Origin of the sequence: Erysipelatoclostridium sp. An15, from assembly GCF_002160675.1 — a bacterium.
Classification (GTDB): domain Bacteria; phylum Bacillota_I; class Bacilli_A; order Erysipelotrichales; family Coprobacillaceae; genus Thomasclavelia; species Thomasclavelia merdavium.
This window is the reverse complement of the sequence record NZ_NFLA01000006.1, coordinates 1-17,689: the sequence shown is the minus strand read 5'-3', so window position 1 is coordinate 17,689 and position 17,689 is coordinate 1. Positions and strand designations below refer to the sequence as shown.

At 28.7% G+C, this 17,689-nt stretch carries 17 protein-coding genes and 1 other annotated feature; all 17 genes read left to right on the top strand.

Annotated elements, in window-relative coordinates:
- Nucleotides 1-45 precede the first annotated feature (45 nt).
- The 17 genes from B5E92_RS03450 to proS all read left to right on the top strand — a co-directional run bounded on the left by B5E92_RS03450 (nucleotide 46) and on the right by proS (nucleotide 17,430).
- Nucleotides 46-486 (top strand): GNAT family N-acetyltransferase, encoded by a 441-nt coding sequence (locus B5E92_RS03450; protein WP_087299266.1) that lies wholly within the window; start codon nucleotides 46-48, stop codon nucleotides 484-486.
- Between the two features lie 69 nt (nucleotides 487-555).
- Complete coding sequence (locus tag B5E92_RS03445) at nucleotides 556-1,053, top strand: GyrI-like domain-containing protein (protein WP_087299264.1); 498 nt, start codon at nucleotides 556-558, stop codon at nucleotides 1,051-1,053.
- A gap of 137 nt (nucleotides 1,054-1,190) precedes the next feature.
- A complete protein-coding gene (locus B5E92_RS03440) occupies nucleotides 1,191-1,622 on the top strand; it encodes a MerR family transcriptional regulator (protein ID WP_087299261.1) in 432 nt (143 codons plus the stop codon).
- A gap of 34 nt (nucleotides 1,623-1,656) precedes the next feature.
- Nucleotides 1,657-2,349: a class I SAM-dependent methyltransferase gene (locus B5E92_RS03435; protein WP_087299258.1), complete on the top strand. Its 693-nt coding sequence runs from the start codon at nucleotides 1,657-1,659 to the stop codon at nucleotides 2,347-2,349.
- Between the two features lie 171 nt (nucleotides 2,350-2,520).
- Nucleotides 2,521-3,441, top strand: coding sequence for an NAD-dependent epimerase/dehydratase family protein (locus B5E92_RS03430; protein WP_087299256.1), 921 nt, complete (start codon nucleotides 2,521-2,523; stop codon nucleotides 3,439-3,441).
- A 179-nt stretch (nucleotides 3,442-3,620) separates the two neighbouring features.
- Entirely contained in the window at nucleotides 3,621-4,172 is a 552-nt protein-coding gene (locus B5E92_RS03425) for a Sir2 family NAD-dependent protein deacetylase (RefSeq protein WP_087299254.1), read from the top strand.
- 122 nt (nucleotides 4,173-4,294) lie between these two features.
- Complete coding sequence (locus B5E92_RS03420) at nucleotides 4,295-4,630, top strand: inorganic diphosphatase (protein ID WP_087299253.1); 336 nt, start codon at nucleotides 4,295-4,297, stop codon at nucleotides 4,628-4,630.
- 207 nt (nucleotides 4,631-4,837) lie between these two features.
- Nucleotides 4,838-5,084: a binding site (T-box leader), on the top strand.
- Between the two features lie 38 nt (nucleotides 5,085-5,122).
- A complete protein-coding gene (gene aroF / locus B5E92_RS03415) occupies nucleotides 5,123-6,139 on the top strand; it encodes a 3-deoxy-7-phosphoheptulonate synthase (RefSeq protein WP_087299251.1) in 1,017 nt (338 codons plus the stop codon).
- 61 nt (nucleotides 6,140-6,200) lie between these two features.
- Nucleotides 6,201-7,259 carry a 3-dehydroquinate synthase gene (aroB, locus tag B5E92_RS03410; protein ID WP_087299249.1) on the top strand — a complete coding sequence of 353 codons (1,059 nt, stop codon included), beginning with the start codon at nucleotides 6,201-6,203 and terminating at the stop codon, nucleotides 7,257-7,259.
- Between the two features lies 1 nt (nucleotide 7,260).
- Entirely contained in the window at nucleotides 7,261-8,541 is a 1,281-nt protein-coding gene (gene aroA / locus B5E92_RS03405) for a 3-phosphoshikimate 1-carboxyvinyltransferase (protein WP_087299247.1), read from the top strand.
- Nucleotides 8,519-9,589: a chorismate synthase gene (aroC, locus tag B5E92_RS03400; protein WP_087299245.1), complete on the top strand. Its 1,071-nt coding sequence runs from the start codon at nucleotides 8,519-8,521 to the stop codon at nucleotides 9,587-9,589. Before aroA ends, aroC begins: the two co-directional genes overlap by 23 nt.
- A 3-nt stretch (nucleotides 9,590-9,592) precedes the next feature.
- Nucleotides 9,593-10,711: a prephenate dehydratase gene (gene pheA / locus B5E92_RS03395; RefSeq protein WP_087299243.1), complete on the top strand. Its 1,119-nt coding sequence runs from the start codon at nucleotides 9,593-9,595 to the stop codon at nucleotides 10,709-10,711.
- Nucleotides 10,712-10,720: 9 nt separating this feature from the next.
- Nucleotides 10,721-11,215 (top strand): shikimate kinase, encoded by a 495-nt coding sequence (locus tag B5E92_RS03390; RefSeq protein WP_087299241.1) that lies wholly within the window; start codon nucleotides 10,721-10,723, stop codon nucleotides 11,213-11,215.
- A gap of 136 nt (nucleotides 11,216-11,351) precedes the next feature.
- Nucleotides 11,352-11,756: a GNAT family N-acetyltransferase gene (locus B5E92_RS03385; RefSeq protein WP_087299239.1), complete on the top strand. Its 405-nt coding sequence runs from the start codon at nucleotides 11,352-11,354 to the stop codon at nucleotides 11,754-11,756.
- A 12-nt stretch (nucleotides 11,757-11,768) separates the two neighbouring features.
- Nucleotides 11,769-12,905, top strand: a complete 1,137-nt coding sequence (locus B5E92_RS03380) for an exonuclease SbcCD subunit D (protein WP_087299237.1) — start codon at nucleotides 11,769-11,771, stop codon at nucleotides 12,903-12,905.
- Nucleotides 12,895-15,927, top strand: coding sequence for an AAA family ATPase (locus B5E92_RS03375; protein WP_087299235.1), 3,033 nt, complete (start codon nucleotides 12,895-12,897; stop codon nucleotides 15,925-15,927). Before B5E92_RS03380 ends, B5E92_RS03375 begins: the two co-directional genes overlap by 11 nt.
- Nucleotides 15,928-15,993: 66 nt before the next feature.
- A complete protein-coding gene (gene proS, locus B5E92_RS03370; RefSeq protein WP_204245226.1) occupies nucleotides 15,994-17,430 on the top strand; it encodes a proline--tRNA ligase in 1,437 nt (478 codons plus the stop codon).
- The last annotated feature ends 259 nt before the right edge of the window (nucleotides 17,431-17,689 follow it).

Below are 17,689 nucleotides of genomic sequence, written 5' to 3'. Positions count from 1 at the left end.
GATAAAATAATTACATTAAAATATTACTATTATAAGGAAGATAAAATGGAATTAAAATTTATTACATCAAATGACAAAGAATGGCAAAAAGCAATAGAATATATCCAAAATTGTCCGTGGAAAGCTGGAAAATCATTAGCTAGTAAAATGATTAATAACTATTTTAATGATTGGCAGCGTGTTTTGATTGTTTTAAAAGATAATAATATTATTGCTTTTTGTACATTTACTAAAGAAGATTGCATTAAAGATGTAAATTATAGACCATTTATTGGCTATATTTATGTTGATGAAAAATATCGAGGTTACCGATTAAGTAAAAAAATGATAGATAAGGCTATTGATTATGCAAGCAGTTTAGGATTTACAGCAGTATATATAGTATCAGATCATGTAAATTTATATGAAAAATATGGCTTTAAAATATGTGATTATAAAGAAAATCGGCATGGAAAGATTGAAAAAATATATCAGAAAAAAATATAGGAAGTTATTAATAAATGAATTAAAATAAATGATTTTTTAAAGAATTTATTATCGTTTAAAGAGAAAAGTATGGATTTTAAAATTGTTGAAAAAGAAGCATTTAATTTTGTTGGAGTCAGTAAACGCGTAGCCTTGCAATTTGAAGGTGTAAATAACGAAATAGTAAAATTGACACAAGGAATAACAGAAAATCAATGGAAGGAGTTACGTGAATTACAAAATATTGAACCATTTGAAGTAGTAAATGTATCTTATGATTCTGATAGCGATTTTCTTGAAGAAAAAGGCCATTTAACACATTTAGTTGGGGTTTTAACTACACGAGAGGATTTTAGTAATCAATTTGATAAGTGTTCAATGCCAGCTTGTACATGGGCAGTTTTTCCAAATAAAGGGCCATTTCCTTCTACACTACAAAATACGATGGCCAAAATATATTCAAAATGGCTGCCTGCTTCTAATTATGAATTAGCATTTTCTTTTTCCTTTTCTTTTACTAAAATGAATGAATATAAAGAAGATTATGCATATAGTGAGATCTGGATTCCTGTTAAGCTAAAAAAATAATTTATTGATATAGAATGATGTATACTTTTGATATGGGTATAAATAATTTGGATTAAAATAATAAAAGATATTAATAGAAATTTCAGTTGACAGTGACGTTACGTTCCAAATTATAATCTAATCAAGAGGTGAAGGTAATGGAAAAATATAGTTATAGAGAATTTGCAAATATTACTCATACAACACTTAGAACTTTAAGATATTATGAAAGCATAAATTTGATTATACCAGTTATTGAAAATGGTAGAAAATATATTGAAGAAGATTATTTTATACAATTACAGACAATACAGCTTTTAAAGAAAGCAGGCTATACTCTAGAAGAAATCAAATACATTATTAAGGATAAAAACATTGAAGAACAAATAGTCATGCAAAAAGATTTATTAAATATACAGTTAACTAATACTAAAATAATGTTATCTCTTATTGATGAAATACAAAATGAAAATAACATGAATATTTCAAAAATATATACAAAATTTTTACAAATTCAAAATAGACAAAATTTACAACTTCAATTTGAAACACCAGATGGATTAAAAAACAAGGGTTTTATTTCATCATAAACATACCCATTTTGATCAAAACTTTCATGAATGGATGTTTGATCATTATCAATTTAACGATAGTGACAAGATTTTAGAAATAGGTTGTGGAGATGGTACATTATGGCAATGTAATAAAGATAGGATTCCTAAAAATATTGAAATAATTTTAAGTGATATTTCTCAAAAGATGATAGATGAAAGTTATTTGAAACTTTATGACATCTCACAAATAAAATCTTTTGATTTGGCTGATTGTTTTCATTTGCCATATGATGATGAAAGTTTTGAAATTATAATCATTAATCATGTTTTAATGTATTTTGAAAATTTAGATCAGGCTTTAAAAGAAATATATAGGGTACTAAAAAAAGGAGGTACTATATATTGTTCGACAATAGCTAAGGATATGATGGTAGAAAGAGATGAGATGTTAAAAAAATTTGATTCTAAAATATCATTTGATCAAGAGATATTATATAACCGATTTGGATATGAAAATGGTAAAGAAAAATTAATCAAATATTTTTACAATGTTGAATCATTTGATCGTAAAGAAACTTATGAAATTACAGATATGGATTTATTTTATCAATTTATATTAAGCGGAAAAGGACTGAGTCCTAATTTAGAACCGTTATATAGAAAAAAAGTGCAATTTTACCAATATTTAAAACATTATTTTGACAAAAATAAGATTTTTTATTTAACAACACATGCGGGAATGTTTAAAGCAAGAAAAGATTGATAAAACGAAAAATATTTATTATAAGTAATAAGTTGTAATTTTTATAAAAAACGACAAATTTAAAATTATTAATCTAAATAAATTTGCTTCATCTTTACCTAAATATGACCCAATTAAAAATATTTGATAATATATTATTGTTCAATTAATAAAAAGAATATGGAGAAAAAGATGAAAAAGATATTAGTAACAGGTGGTACGGTTTTTTTAAGTAGATATATCGCTGAGTATTATGTTTCTAAAGGAGATAGTGTCTATGTATTAAACAGAAATACAAGATTGCAATCTCGAGGAGTTAAACTAATTGAAGTCAATAGGCATCACCTGCAAGAAAAGTTAAAGAATATGAGTTTTGATGTAGTTATCGATGTTGTTGCATATAATGAAAATGATATTAATGATTTATTAGATGGTTTAGGTAATTTTAAACAATATATCATGATAAGTTCTAGTGCGGTTTATCCTGAATATGGCAGTCAGCCTTTTAAAGAGAATAGTGTTTTAGCAAAAAATAAGTTTTGGGGAAAATATGGGACTGATAAAATCGCTGCTGAAAAAACACTTATGCAAAGAGTGAGTGATGCTTATATTCTTAGACCACCATATTTATATGGACCGATGAATAATGTATATCGAGAAGCTTTTGTTTTTGATTGTGCAATTGATGATAGACCATTTTATTTGCCTAAAGATGGTTCAATGAAATTACAATTTTTCCATGTTAAAGACTTATGTCGGGTTATAGATTTTCTTATAGAAAATAAACCGGTACAACACATTTTTAATGTAGGAAATAAAGAAGCAATTACTATCAAAGAATGGGTAGAAGCTTGTTATGGTGTGTTGAATAAAAAGCCTAAGTTTATAAATGTTTATGATAATATAAATCAAAGAAAATATTTTAGTTTTTATGATTACGAATATTATTTGGATGTTACAAATCAAGATACTTTAATATCATCAACACTATCATTAGAAGATGGTTTAAAAGAGTCATATGAGTGGTATATAAAAAACATGGATGAGGTAAATAAAAAGCCATTCATTGAATTTATTGATAATAATATGTCTAATAAAACAAATGAATTATAAGATGTTGTTTTAGTGTTATTGCAAGATACTTGAGAGTTTAATTACTATTCTATTGAGTATCTTTTATTTTATTTTATACTATAAATCAAGTATAATTATGATAAATAAGTTTTATTGCAAATAAAAATAACTATAATTTAAAATTAAATGTTTAATATAAAATAAAGGAGATGGTTTTAATGAAAATTTTAGCTTTTACAGGTGCGGGAATATCAAAGCAATCTAATATTCCTACTTTTATGGAACAGCCTGAAGTTAGAGAAAAGTTGTTTAGAGATTATGCTAATACTCATCATGAAGAATATAACGAAGTTATTAGACAATTAAAAGCTAATATGAATGGGGCAAAACCAAATGATGCCCATATTGCTTTAGCTGAATATAAAATTCCAGTTATTACAATGAATATTGACGGATTACATAAGTTGGCTGGAAGTGATGCATTAGAAATGCATGGTGGTTTACCTGAAGATGATGAAATGGATCAAGCCTGGTCATTATATAATAAGCCGGTTTTATATGGTGACCCTGCGCCAAATTATCAAAAAGCATATGAAATGGTTTATGGTCTAGGACCTGGTGATGTATTTTTAGTGATTGGATGTTCTTATCATACCGCAATAGCTGTTGATTTAAGAGAGGTTGCTAAGTCAAGGGGAGCAAGAATTATTGAAATTCAAGATGATGCTGCTCATAATGTTAGGAAAGTATTGGATAAATTGATTAAGTAAATATGATTTTAAAAAAAGGAGTATCAGTATAAAACTTTTGGATCAGTACAGTAAGAAAATAGGATGCTTTTAATATATTATTATATGTTTTATACAAATTTTATTTATGGAGGTAACTGAATTTGGATAATAAAAAATATGTTGGAAGGATTCTTGAGGTTAAAATAGACAGAGAATTTGGAAGTAAACATCCTGACTATGGTTTTATTTATCCAATTAATTATGGGTATGTTCCAAATACCATTAGTGGGGATAGTGAAGAATTAGATTGTTATATATTAGGAGTATTTGGACCAATAAAATATTTTACTGGAAAATGTATCGCATTGATTCATAGAATCGATGATAATGATGATAAATTAGTAATAGTTCCAACGAATAAAAACTATAGTAATGAGCAAATTGAAGCTTTAGTAGAATTTCAAGAACGTTTTTTTAAACATATAATTATAAGATGAACCCTAGCATTATAAATGTATGTATATCTATATTTACGAAATAATCAAAAGATGATTAAATGAATAAAGTTTAGTCATTATATAATAAGTTATTTTTGTATGGTAATCCTATTACTAATTAGAATGGCGTTAGAAGAGATAAAAAAATAAATATTTATTAATTGACAAAAAAATTATTTACTAGTATTATGTTAATAACATAATAAATTAAATACGAAGAATTGAACTAGTAGGCTAGGCGTTTAGGCAAAGAGAGTATCGGTGTGGTGTGACGATATCCAAACAAATAGTTGAATACATCAAGGAGTAGAATGTTGAAAATAGTAGGCATCTCCGGGAACACCCGTTATCGTGTTAGAGTATGAACCATAATTAATATGGCGTACTTGATGAGGCTGATAGGGTGACCTATTAGTGAATAAAGGTGGTACCACGAAGTTATCTCGTCCTTTGCTAGGACGAGTTTTTTTGTTATATAAGGAGGAAAATTAAATGATTATTGTTTTAAAACCGCATACTAATGATGAAAATATTAAAAAAATTGAAGGGATAATTCGTGATAATGGTGCTGAACCACATGTATCAAAAGGAGAAATTCAAACAATTATTGGAATGGTAGGAGATACTACCAGAATCGATCCTAAAGTAATTGAAGTAGAAGAATGTGTTGAAAAAGTAATGAAGGTTTCTGAACCATATAAATTAGCTAACCGAGCTTTTCATCCTGAAGATACAATTGTCGATGTAGCTGGGGTTAAAGTTGGTGGTGATAATCTGGCTTTGATTGCTGGACCATGTTCTGTTGAAAGTGAAGAACAGGTAATTGAAATAGCTAAATCAATCAAAGCTTCAGGAGCTAATATTTTAAGAGGTGGTGCTTTCAAACCAAGAACTTCACCATATGCATTCCAGGGAATGGGATCATCAGGATTAGATATTTTAGTAGCAGCTAAAAAAGAAACAGGACTGCCAATCTGTTCGGAATTGATGGATGCATCATATTTAGATGAATTCAATGAAAAAGTTGATTTGATCCAGATAGGGGCAAGAAATATGCAAAACTTCGATTTATTGAAAAAAGTCGGAGCCGGGACTAAAAAACCAATCTTATTAAAAAGAGGCTTGAGTGCAACATTTGAAGAATGGATCATGTCAGCAGAATATATAATGGCAAGTGGAAATCCAAATGTCATCTTATGTGAAAGAGGGATCAGAACATTCGAAAGCTATACTAGAAACACATTGGATTTACAGGCAATCCCAGTAGTAAAGAAATTAACTCATTTACCAATAGTAATCGATCCAAGTCATGCCGGAGGAAAATGGTGGTTAGTAGAACCAATGGCAAAAGCAGCGATAGCAGCGGGAGCCGATGGATTAATGGTAGAAGTGCATAACAATCCAGAAAAAGCATTATGCGATGGACCACAATCATTAAGACCAGAAAAATATGAAAATTTATTAAAACAGATATCACAAATTGCTACTGTAGTTGGTAAAAAAATGTAATCTTTGCTAGTAGTTAAAGAGTCTTATTTTCATACAAAATATTATATAAGGAGTTATAACGATGGATTTAATGGTATCTTTAAAAGAAAATAGTTATCCAATTTATATTGAAAGTGGAATTTTAAATCATGCAGATAAATATATTAAACAAATATTTCAAGGCAATAAAATAATGATAATTTCCGATGATCAGGTTTATGGCTATTATGGTAAACAATTGACGGATCTTTTAAGTAAAGATTATCTAGTTGATCATGTAATAGTAGAACACGGAGAGCAATCAAAACAGTTTGATATCTTACCATCGTTATATAAAGCATTATTGAATTTTAAATTGACAAGAACAGATTTAATTATTGCTTTAGGTGGTGGTGTCATCGGAGATTTGGCTGGATTTGTGGCGGCAACGTTTTTAAGAGGAATAAAATTTGTTCAGATTCCTACTTCTTTATTAGCTCAAGTTGACTCATCAGTAGGTGGTAAAGTAGCGGTTGATTTACCAGAGGGAAAAAATTTAGTTGGAGCTTTTTATCATCCCAAAATGGTATTGATTGACCCGCTTACTTTAAAAACTTTACCAGAACGTTTTATTTATGATGGGATGGCTGAAGTAATAAAATACGGTTGTATTAAAGATAAAAGATTATTTGATAAATTAAATAGTTATCAAGATTTTAATGATTTATATCAAGATATTGATCAAATTATATATCGTTGTGTTGATATTAAGCGTGATGTAGTTGAAAAAGATCAATTTGATTTTGGTGATCGGTTAGTCTTAAATTTTGGTCATACTTTAGGTCATGCTTTAGAACAATATTATCATTATCAAAAATATTCACATGGTGAAGCAGTAAGTATTGGAATGGTACAACTTACAAAGATTGCTGAAGAACATAATTTATCACCACAAGGATTGCATCTACAAATACAAGAACTTTGTCAAAAGTATCATTTACCAGTAGTTAGTAATGTGGAAACTGAAAAATTAATCGATGCAATCAGTTTAGATAAGAAAAATATAAATAAAAAATTATCATTGATATTATTAAAAGATATTGGTGATAGTTATGTTTATCAAAGTGATTATTCATTAATAAAAGCAAAGGATCGGATATAAAATGACAGCAGTAAAAATAACACCAACTAAATTATCAGGAACTATTCAGGTTCCACCATCTAAATCATTAGCTCATCGAGCAATAATTGCAGCTAGTTTGGCTAAGGGAATTAGTCGAATTGATAATATTGAATATTCAAAGGATATTCAAGCAACAATCAAAGCAATGGTATCTTTAGGTACTACAATTGAACAATATGATGATTATTTAATTATTGATGGAACTACTACTTATACTAAACAAAATTGTGAGATCGACTGTGAAGAATCAGGGTCTACTTTAAGATTTATGGTACCTATTTCTATTGTTTGTTCCAATAAAGTCCATTTTACAGGTCGTGGTAATTTAGGAAAAAGACCATTAGATACTTATTATGAAATTTTTGATGAGCAAAATATAGGTTATTTATATAAACAAGATATTTTAGATTTATATATCAATGGAAAATTAAAGCCAGATTGTTTTAAAATACCTGGTAATATTTCGTCACAGTTTATTACAGGATTATTATTTGCTTTACCGCTTTTAGATGGTGATTCAACAATAAAAATTACATCGCCATTAGAATCTAAAGGCTATATTGATTTAACTTTACAAATATTAAATCAATACGGAATAAAAGTAATAAATCATGATTATCAAAAATTTGAAATTCCTGGCAATCAAAAATATTATCCGCATAATTATCGCGTTGAGGCTGATTTTTCTCAGGCAGCATTTTTCCTGGTTGCCGGTGCGATTGGTAATGATGTAGTTTTGACAGATTTAAATTTAGATTCTTTACAGGGCGATAAAATGATATTAGATTATTTAGCGGCTATGGGAGCTAAGATTGATGTTGTAAGTGACGGTATTAAAGTTATTAGCGATAATTTAAGTGCTATAAAGGTTGATGCTAGTCAATGTCCTGATGTCATTCCAGTTTTAAGTGTTGCTTTGGCTTTAGCTAATGGTAAAAGTGAAGTAGTTAATGCAAGAAGACTAAGAATTAAAGAGTGTGATCGAATTGTTGCAACAACTACCCAAATTAATCAAATTGGTGGTAAAGTTCAAGAACTAGATGAGGGAATGATTATAAATGGCGTAAAAGAATTTGATGGTGGTAATTGTAAAAGTTTTGCTGATCATCGAATTGCTATGATGCTAGCTATCGCTGTTACTCGCTGTAATAGACCAATTATTTTAGATAATATGGAATGCGTTGAAAAGTCGTATCCAAGTTTTTGGCAAGACTATCAATCATTAGGAGGAATTATTGATGTCATCGACATGGAAAAATAATATTGAAATTACAATTTTTGGTGAATCGCATGGAAAAGCAATCGGAATTGTTCTTGGAAATTTGCCAAGTGGTATTAAAATTGATTTCGATGCTGTAGCAAAGGAAATGAAACGCCGTGCGCCAGGGCAGGATAAAATGTCAACGAGCCGTAAAGAAGCTGATCAGGTAGAAATTATTAGCGGTATTCAAGATGGAATTACAACTGGGGCACCTCTTTGCGGGATGATTTATAACAGTGATCAGCATTCTAAAGATTATTCATTATTGAAAGAAAAAATGCGTCCTGGTCATAGTGATTATCCAGCATTTGTTAAGTATAAAGGTTTTAATGATGTTCGTGGTGGTGGTCATTTTTCAGGTAGAATTACTGCGCCAATTGTTTTTGCTGGTGCTATTGCAAAGCAGATTTTAATGCAAAAAGGGATTTATATTGGGGCACATATTTTAAGTATTAAAAATATATATGATGAAAATTTTGATCAAAGATTATCATTAGATACATTAAATTATCTTAGCAAGCAGCATTATCCAGTAATTAATCAGGAAATTTATGATCAGTTTGTTGAAACGGTTGATCAAGCTCGAATGAATTTAGATTCAGTTGGGGGAAAAATTGAATGTGCAATAGTTGGATTAGAACCTGGTTTTGGGGAACCATTTTTTGATTCGATTGAAAGTCATTTATCAAGTTTATTATTTTCTATTCCAGCGGTAAAATCAGTTGCTTTTGGTAATGATAAAATCAGTGAATTATATGGTAGTGAAGCTAATGATTGTTATTATTATGATAAAGAGGGAAAAGTAAAAACTACTTCTAATAATAATGGTGGTATTACTGGTGGTATTTCTAATGGTATGCCAATTGTTTTTACTGTAGGAATCAAGCCAACACCATCAATTGGAAAAGAGCAAAAAACTATTGATGTAAAACATCAGGAAAATACTACCCTTGCTATTAAAGGACGCCATGACCCTTGTATTGTTTTTAGAGCAACAGTTGTAGTTGAAGCGATGGCTGCATTAGCAATGTTAGATTTGGTGAGGTAGATTATGAAAGATTTAAAACAGTGTCGACAAGAAATTGATGAAATAGATAAACAATTAATAAAACTTTTTGAAAAACGGATGTCGTTAAGTAAAGAAGTAGTAACCTATAAATTAGCGCATGATATGGAAATTTTCCAGCCTCAACGTGAACATGAAGTAATTGAAAAAAATGCGGCTCGAATTGAAAATAGTGAATTAAAAGAGTATGCTAAAAAATTTGTTCAAGACATCATGGATATTGGAAAAAGTTATCAGGCTACTTTCATTCCTTTAAAAGATGCTTATCATCTAGCTTGTCGAAAACATGAAAATGTAAAAGTAGGATATGCAGGAGTACCTGGGGCTTTTGCTCATCAGGCGATGCTTGAGTATTTTGGTGATGTTAATAATATTAATTATGTTAATTTTAAAGATGTCTATGAAGCTTTGAAAAATGATGAAATTGATTATGGTATCGTACCTTTAGAAAATTCATCAACCGGGGCTATTAACGATAATTATGATTTAGTTCGTGATTATGATTTTTATATTGTTGGCGAACATAGCGTTGATATTACTCAGCATTTGCTTGGATTAAAAGGTGCAAAAATTGAAGATATTAAAGATGTTTATAGCCATCCTCAAGGAATTATGCAATCGTCTAATTATTTACGAGCTCATCAAAATATAACTGTTCATGATTATTCAAATACAGCAGCAGCAGCTAAATTTGTCAGTGAAAGTAATGATAAAACTAAAGGAGCAATTGCTTCAAAAATTGCTGCTAAATTATATAATTTAGATATAATTCAAGAAAATATTCATAATGAACAAAGTAATAATACAAGGTTTATTATTATCGGTAAACATTTAGAAGATCATGAACAAACTGATCGTGTTAGTATTGTTTTTACTTTAGAACATCAAGTTGGAAGTTTACATAGTGTTTTAAAAACAATCAGAGACCATCATATTAATTTATCAAGAATAGAATCGCGCCCAATAAAAGATAAACGCTGGCAATATTATTTTTATATTGATTTTGAAGGCAGTTTGCATGATGATAATGTTAAACTGGCACTTGAACAAATGAAAACTAAATGTTTAACACTACGAGTAATTGGAAATTATCAACATGCATAGGGGGTTAAAATGAAAAATATTGTATTAATTGGTATCATGGGTTGTGGTAAGACTACTATTTCTAAATTATTAGCTGAAAAATTACAGCGTCCGGTTATTGATATTGATGAATATATTGTTGAAAAATATAATCAATCAATTAATGAGATGTTTGCAATTAGCGAAGATTATTTTCGTCAAAATGAAACAGCATGTTGTAAAAATCTTGCTGATATTCAAGGCCATATAATTTCTACTGGTGGTGGAGTTATTTTAAAAAAGGAAAATATTGATTATTTGAAGAAAAATGGAATTGTTTTCTATATTGATCGTCCTATTGATAATATTATCGAAGATGTTCATGTTGCTTCACGACCATTATTACAAGAAGGACCACAAAAACTTTATGATCTTGATAAACAAAGACACCAGTTATATTTAGATGCTTGTGATTATCATTTGATTAATGATAGCAGTTTAGAAAACATTGTTAATAATATTATTTCAATAATTAATGATAATTAATAAATACAGGATGTTGAAATGGATTTCGTTATTTGGACATGCAAATAATGGTGTTCATTTCACTTATACCTGTATTTTTTATTCTTTGTCTCGATATGATTTATATTTATGCTATAATTTAGCTTAGGTGAGAGAAATGGAATTAATTAAACAAGCATATGTCGATAAAGATTTACCTCAAGGCTGGAAACCATATTATATATTTATAATTCAGGTAAATAATGAAGAAGTTGGAAAAATTGTTTTACGTGAAGGAACAATCGAGCAGCGTTATTATGATGGCCATATTGGCTATAGTGTAGAGCCGCAATACCGTGGTCATAATTATGCCTATCAGGCAGTAATAAAACTAAAAAAGATAGCTAAAAGATTAGGCTTTGAACAGTTAGTAATTACTTGTTCACCTGATAATATTGCTTCTAAAAAAACGATAAAAAAATTAAACGCTAAATATCTTGAAACAAAAACGATACCACCAGAATATCAAAAAGATTTCAGGGATGATGAAAGAGTTAAAGAAATTTATATAATAGAATTATAAAGGAGTATAAAAATGAGATTTGTTCATATCGGAGATATTCATCTTGGCAAATGGCTTTACCAGCAAAGCTTGTTAGATATTCAAGCAGATTTATTAGATCAGGTATGCAATTATTTAGTTGATAATGATATTGATGTATTGATCATGGCAGGTGATATTTATGATCGTAGTATCCCAAGTAATGAAGCAGTTGATGTCTTAAATGATTTTTTAACTAAAGTGATTTTAAAACATCATAAAAAAGTGTTGATGATTGCTGGTAATCATGACAGTGCAAGTCGTTTGCAATTTGCTAGTGGATTATTAAAACAAGAAGGGTTATATATTGAAGCTTACCCACCTAAAGAATTAAAACCTGTTACAATAGATGGAGTGAATTTTTATTTACTGCCTTTTTTTAAACCTTCTTATATTCGTTATTTATTTAAAGATGAAAAAATTACTACATATCAGGATGCTTTTGCATGCTATTTAAAAAATCAAAATATAGATTATTCTAAAACCAATGTTTTAATTACGCATCAATTTATTGCCGGTAATCAAGATAATATTAGAAGTGATAGTGAAGCTATTTTAAATGTAGGTGGAACAGAAATTATTGATGTTAATTTAGTTAAGCAATTTGATTATGTTGCTTTAGGACATCTTCATGCACCACAAAAAATTTCTAAAGAAGCAATTCGTTATAGTGGTAGTTTAATGGCTTATTCATTTGATGAAGTTAATCAAAGTAAAAGTATTGTTGATGTTGAAATCAGCAATAAAAATGTATCTTATCAATTAATTAGTCTTAAGCCTAAACAAAATCTAATCAAAATCAGTGGCTATTTTGATGAATTGATGGCTGATACTTATCCAGGTAATAATCTAGATTTTATTGCGATTGAATTATTAGATAAATCATTGATTCCAAATGCCATCGATTATTTAAGATCTAAATTTTTAAATGTTCTACAAATAACTTATCCATCTTTAGTAAATGAACAGGATGAACATAATTTGACTAAAGCTGATAGTGGATTTGAAAAATTAAATCCCGTAGAATTGTTTGAGCAGTTTTATAATAAAATAAAAGGCGAACAATTAAGTGATGAGGGTAAAAAAATTGTAACAGAAATTTTGCTTGGAGGTGATGATAATGCTGCCTAAAAAATTAACAATGTCAGCATTTGGGCCATATTTACAGACTGTTAATATTGATTTTGAAAATTTCATTAATAATGGTCTTTTTTTAATCACAGGTCCTACCGGAGCTGGTAAAACTATGATTTTTGATGCTATTATGTTTGCATTATATGGCGTTTCAAGTGGTAGTGAACGTAGTAGCGAACAATTTCGTAGTGATCTAGCTGGTAATGACACTCCAACATATGTAGAATTAGAATTTGTTTTACATCAAGCAAACTACAAAGTTAGACGTTCTCCTAAATATTATTTAACTAATCGTAAAACTCCAAAAATGCCTAGTGCAATTTTGACAATGCCTGATGGCAAAATGATTGAAGGGGTTAAGGAAGTAAATTTAAAGATCAAAGAATTGTTAGGTATTGATGATAAGCAATTTAAACAGATTGTAATGATTGCTCAAGGTGAATTTACTAGATTGATTTATGCAACTAGTGAAGATAGAGAAAAGGTATTAAGAAATTTATTTAAAACAGATAATTTAGGTTTATTACAAGAACGCTTAAAAGATGAGGTGCGGGAATATAAAAGTAAATATGATTTATTATTTAATCAGCGTAATCTTTTATATCAAAATTTAAATTTAGAAAATAATGAAATTAATTTAGAAGAGTATATCAAAGAGTATCAAGATAAAATTACTAAAGAGGAAAAGCAATATCGCCAAGTACAAAATGAGTATAATAAAAAGAATCAGGAATTGAATCTTCATCGTTTGATAAATCAACGATTTGAACAATTAGAACAGTTAAAAAATAAATTTGAAAAAATTGAAAAACAAAAAGTTGAGTATAATTCATTAAAAGAAACAATTACAAAATTAAAAAAAGCTACTAAATTACAAAATAGCTATAATCAAGTAAAAAATACTAAAATAAATCTTGATAAATTAACGATACAATTAGATGATTTACAAAAAGAATTATCAAATAAACAAAGTGTTTTGAATACGCAATTAGAAAAATATCAACAGATTCCTAATTATCGTAATCAATTAGCAAATGAACAAATTGAATATGAAAAGTTGTTGGAAACAAAAAAACGTTTTACTGAATATCAAAAGGATATTTTGGAAAAAGAAAAGGTTGAAAAAAAATGGCAGCTTTTAAAAGACAAAAACATTGAATTAGAAAATAAATTAGCTAAATATAATAAATTAATTGAAAAAGATACTTTAACTATAAGTCGCTTGGATTCATTAAAAAGTAAGTATGAATTAACAAACCAGGAATATGAAAAAATTCATCAGCATAAATTAGAAATCCATACTTTAAATAGTGAGTATGATAATTATGTTTTAAGTGATTATAGTTGTTGTGAACTTCGTGAACAATATCAAGATATTGAAAAAGATTATCAGTATGAAAAGAAAGTTTACGATGATATTGAACATCGTTATCGAATCAGTCAGGCAGGTATTTTAGCTAGCCAGTTACAAGATAATCAGCCATGTCCTGTTTGCGGTTCATTAAAGCATCCCCATCCAGCTAGTATAGATTTTGAAATTGTCGATCATGATGATTTAAAAAGGGCAAAACAGAAGTTTGATCATTTTAGTGAAAGACGAAATGAAATTTTTAATGAACTGATGTTAAAACATAAAGAAACTGAATTAATGAAAAAGCATTTAGATGAAGATGCTAAAAGATTAGGTATTGATGATGAACTAGGGAAAGAAGTTTTTATTAAAGTATTGGGGTCAGTTAATATTAAAGAGCGTCATTTATTAAAAAATGCTAAAGAAATAAGTGAAGAAATAAGTTATTTAAAAAAACTGAAAGTTAGTGTCGAAAAATACCAAAATGATGTTGGACAATTAAGTAAAACAGTTGATAAAAATAATCTTTTAATTCAAGAATATCAAGCAAAGATAAATCAGTTAATTGGTCGAAACAGTCAAAATGATGATTTAAAAGATTTTGATGATTCACAGATTGCTAAAACCATAAAAGTAAAGCAAGATAAAATAACGTCATTAACTAATTTAATTACTCAAACCGAACAAAACTATCAACAAATTAAAGAAGTAACAATAAAGCTTAATTCGAAACAAGAATCGTTAAAAAAACAAATTGATGAACAAAATAATAACTATCAAAAATATTTTCCTGAATATCAAACTAAATTAAAACAATTATTTGAAAATGAAGAGATGTTTTTATTAGCTTTAAAAGATATTGATAATTTAGAAATATTGGAAAATAAGTATCAAAATTATTTAGTTTCTAGAGAAACATTAGAAAAGCAGATTATGCAATTAGAAAAAGAATTAACTAATCAAAATAAAACCGATCTTTTAGAATATGAAAAAGATGTTAAAATTCTAAAAGAAGAGTTAGATGCCAAGGCTAAACAATTAAACATTAATCAGGCGCAGTTTTTAACAATTAAAAAGACAGTAAATGATATTAATACAATCGATAAAAAGTTAAGCAAAAGTTATGATAAATATAAGTGTTATTTAGATTTAAGCGAGGTTGCTTCTGGTAAAAATCAATATCGTATTTCTTTTGAGCGTTATGTGTTAGCGGCTTATTTTGAAAATATTTTAGTATATGCCAATGTTTTACTTAAAAGAATGTCTCAAGGCCGTTATCAATTATATCGTCGTGATAATCGAAGTAAGGGTGCTGGTAAGCAAGGTTTAGATTTAGATGTCTTAGATATGGAAAGTGGTATGATTCGTGATGTTAAAACATTATCTGGCGGAGAATCGTTTAAAGCAGCATTATCACTAGCATTAGGGCTTTCTAAAATGATTCAGGATTATGCTGGTGGTATTGAGTTAAATACGTTGTTTATTGATGAAGGTTTTGGTTCTTTAGATAGCCAGTCTTTGGATCAGGCAATTAATTGTTTAATAGATTTGCAACAAGATGGTAAATTAATTGGCATTATTTCACATGTTAGTGAATTAAAAGAACGTATTGATCAAAAAATAGTTCTTACAAGAATAAATAAGCAAACAAAAATATCAATTGAATAACTATCTTGCATATTATAGCTTTTAATAGTAAAATAGGGAAAGATTATAATGAAATGAGGAGAAATGATGGCTAATAAAAAAAATGAAGCGATAACAGCAATGGAAGATGATTTCGCGCAGTGGTATACTGATGTTTGTAGAAAAGCGGAATTAATGGATTATAGCAGTATTAAAGGATTTATTATTTATCGTCCTTATAGCTATGCAATGTGGGAAATGATCCAGCAATATATGGATAAAAAATTCAAAGAAACAGGGCATGAAAATGTATATATGCCGCTATTAATTCCCCAATCATTATTACAAAAGGAATCAGATCATGTTGAAGGGTTTGCTCCTGAGTGTGCAACTGTTACAAAAGGTGGTTTAGATACTCTTGAAGAAAATTTATTAATTCGTCCAACTTCTGAAACACTTTTTTGCGAACATTATGCTAAAATTGTAAATTCTTATCGTGATTTACCTAAGTTATATAATCAATGGTGTTCTGTTGTTCGTTGGGAGAAAACAACTAGACCATTTTTAAGAGGGGCTGAATTTTTATGGCAAGAAGGTCATACTGTTCATGCTACTAAAGAAGAAGCTTGGGCAGAAACATTGCAAATGTTAAAGATTTACGAAGACACTGCTCGTGAATTATTAGCAATTCCAATGGTTACTGGTCGTAAAACTGAAAAAGAAAAATTTGCTGGTGCTGAAGCAACATATACAATTGAAGCTTTAATGCATGATGGTAAAGCTTTACAATCAGGAACAAGTCACTATTTTGGACAAGGTTTTGCAAAAGCATTTGATATGAAATTTTTATCAAAAGAAAATAAATTAGAATATGTTTACCAAACATCATGGGGTGTTTCAACACGTTTGATTGGAGCGATTATCATGGTTCATGGTGATAACAATGGTTTAGTTTTACCACCAAGAGTTGCTCCTATTCAAGTAATGATCATTCCAATTCAACAACAAAAACCTGGTGTTCTTGATAAAGCTAATGAAGTTATGGAACAATTAAAAGCAGCAGGTATTCGTGCTAAAGTTGATGCTAGTGATAAAACACCTGGATGGAAGTTCTCGGATGCTGAGATGCGTGGTATTCCACTAAGAATTGAAATTGGACCTCGTGATATTGAAAATAATGCTTGCGTTATTGCTAAAAGAAACGATGGAACTAAAAATACTTATTCATTAGATGAAACATTACCTGATACAATTAATAAATTGTTAGATACTATTCATGATGAAATGTATCAAAAGGCATTGAAACATCGTGATGAAAATATTAGACAAGCTACAACATATGATCAATTCAAAGATATTATTGCTACTAAAGGCGGATATGTAAAAATCATGTGGTGTGGTGATGAAGAATGCGAAAATAAAATTAAAGCAGATACTACTGCTACTAGTCGTTGTATTAAAGAAGACGAAGAAGCGTTTAGTGATGTTTGCCCAGTATGTGGAAAGCCAGCTAAAAAAGTTGTTTATTTTGCTAAGTCATATTAAGAGGCTGTAACGAAAGGAGGTTTTTTTAACCTTTAATGAAGCGTTACAGCTTCTTTTTTTGTTTTGAAGATTATTTTTTGGAAAATTTAATTTTTTTGCTATTTTTAATTAATTTTTGCCTAAAAAAAAAGCCTTTTTTAGGCGCAATAAGGGTATCTGTTTCAAAATCAGTTTTTTTTCAAGGACTTTTTGGATCTTTTTAATTAATTAGAGCTTCTTTTTTTCGCTTCTCCATCATCATTTTATGATATTTTCTAAT

Excerpts from the sequence above, each read along its gene's own strand:
- B5E92_RS03450 (WP_087299266.1), top strand. The coding sequence starts at position 46 with ATGGAATTAAAATTTATTACATCAAATGACAAAGAATGGCAAAAAGCA.
- B5E92_RS03445 (WP_087299264.1), top strand. The coding sequence starts at position 556 with ATGGATTTTAAAATTGTTGAAAAAGAAGCATTTAATTTTGTTGGAGTC.
- B5E92_RS03440 (WP_087299261.1), top strand. The coding sequence starts at position 1,191 with ATGGAAAAATATAGTTATAGAGAATTTGCAAATATTACTCATACAACA.
- B5E92_RS03435 (WP_087299258.1), top strand. The coding sequence starts at position 1,657 with ATGTTTGATCATTATCAATTTAACGATAGTGACAAGATTTTAGAAATA.
- B5E92_RS03430 (WP_087299256.1), top strand. The coding sequence starts at position 2,521 with ATGAAAAAGATATTAGTAACAGGTGGTACGGTTTTTTTAAGTAGATAT.
- B5E92_RS03425 (WP_087299254.1), top strand. The coding sequence starts at position 3,621 with ATGAAAATTTTAGCTTTTACAGGTGCGGGAATATCAAAGCAATCTAAT.
- aroF (WP_087299251.1), top strand. The coding sequence starts at position 5,123 with ATGATTATTGTTTTAAAACCGCATACTAATGATGAAAATATTAAAAAA.
- aroB (WP_087299249.1), top strand. The coding sequence starts at position 6,201 with ATGGATTTAATGGTATCTTTAAAAGAAAATAGTTATCCAATTTATATT.
- aroA (WP_087299247.1), top strand. The coding sequence starts at position 7,261 with ATGACAGCAGTAAAAATAACACCAACTAAATTATCAGGAACTATTCAG.
- aroC (WP_087299245.1), top strand. The coding sequence starts at position 8,519 with ATGTCATCGACATGGAAAAATAATATTGAAATTACAATTTTTGGTGAA.
- pheA (WP_087299243.1), top strand. The coding sequence starts at position 9,593 with ATGAAAGATTTAAAACAGTGTCGACAAGAAATTGATGAAATAGATAAA.
- B5E92_RS03390 (WP_087299241.1), top strand. The coding sequence starts at position 10,721 with ATGAAAAATATTGTATTAATTGGTATCATGGGTTGTGGTAAGACTACT.
- B5E92_RS03385 (WP_087299239.1), top strand. The coding sequence starts at position 11,352 with ATGGAATTAATTAAACAAGCATATGTCGATAAAGATTTACCTCAAGGC.
- B5E92_RS03380 (WP_087299237.1), top strand. The coding sequence starts at position 11,769 with ATGAGATTTGTTCATATCGGAGATATTCATCTTGGCAAATGGCTTTAC.
- B5E92_RS03375 (WP_087299235.1), top strand. The coding sequence starts at position 12,895 with ATGCTGCCTAAAAAATTAACAATGTCAGCATTTGGGCCATATTTACAG.
- proS (WP_204245226.1), top strand. The coding sequence starts at position 15,994 with ATGGCTAATAAAAAAAATGAAGCGATAACAGCAATGGAAGATGATTTC.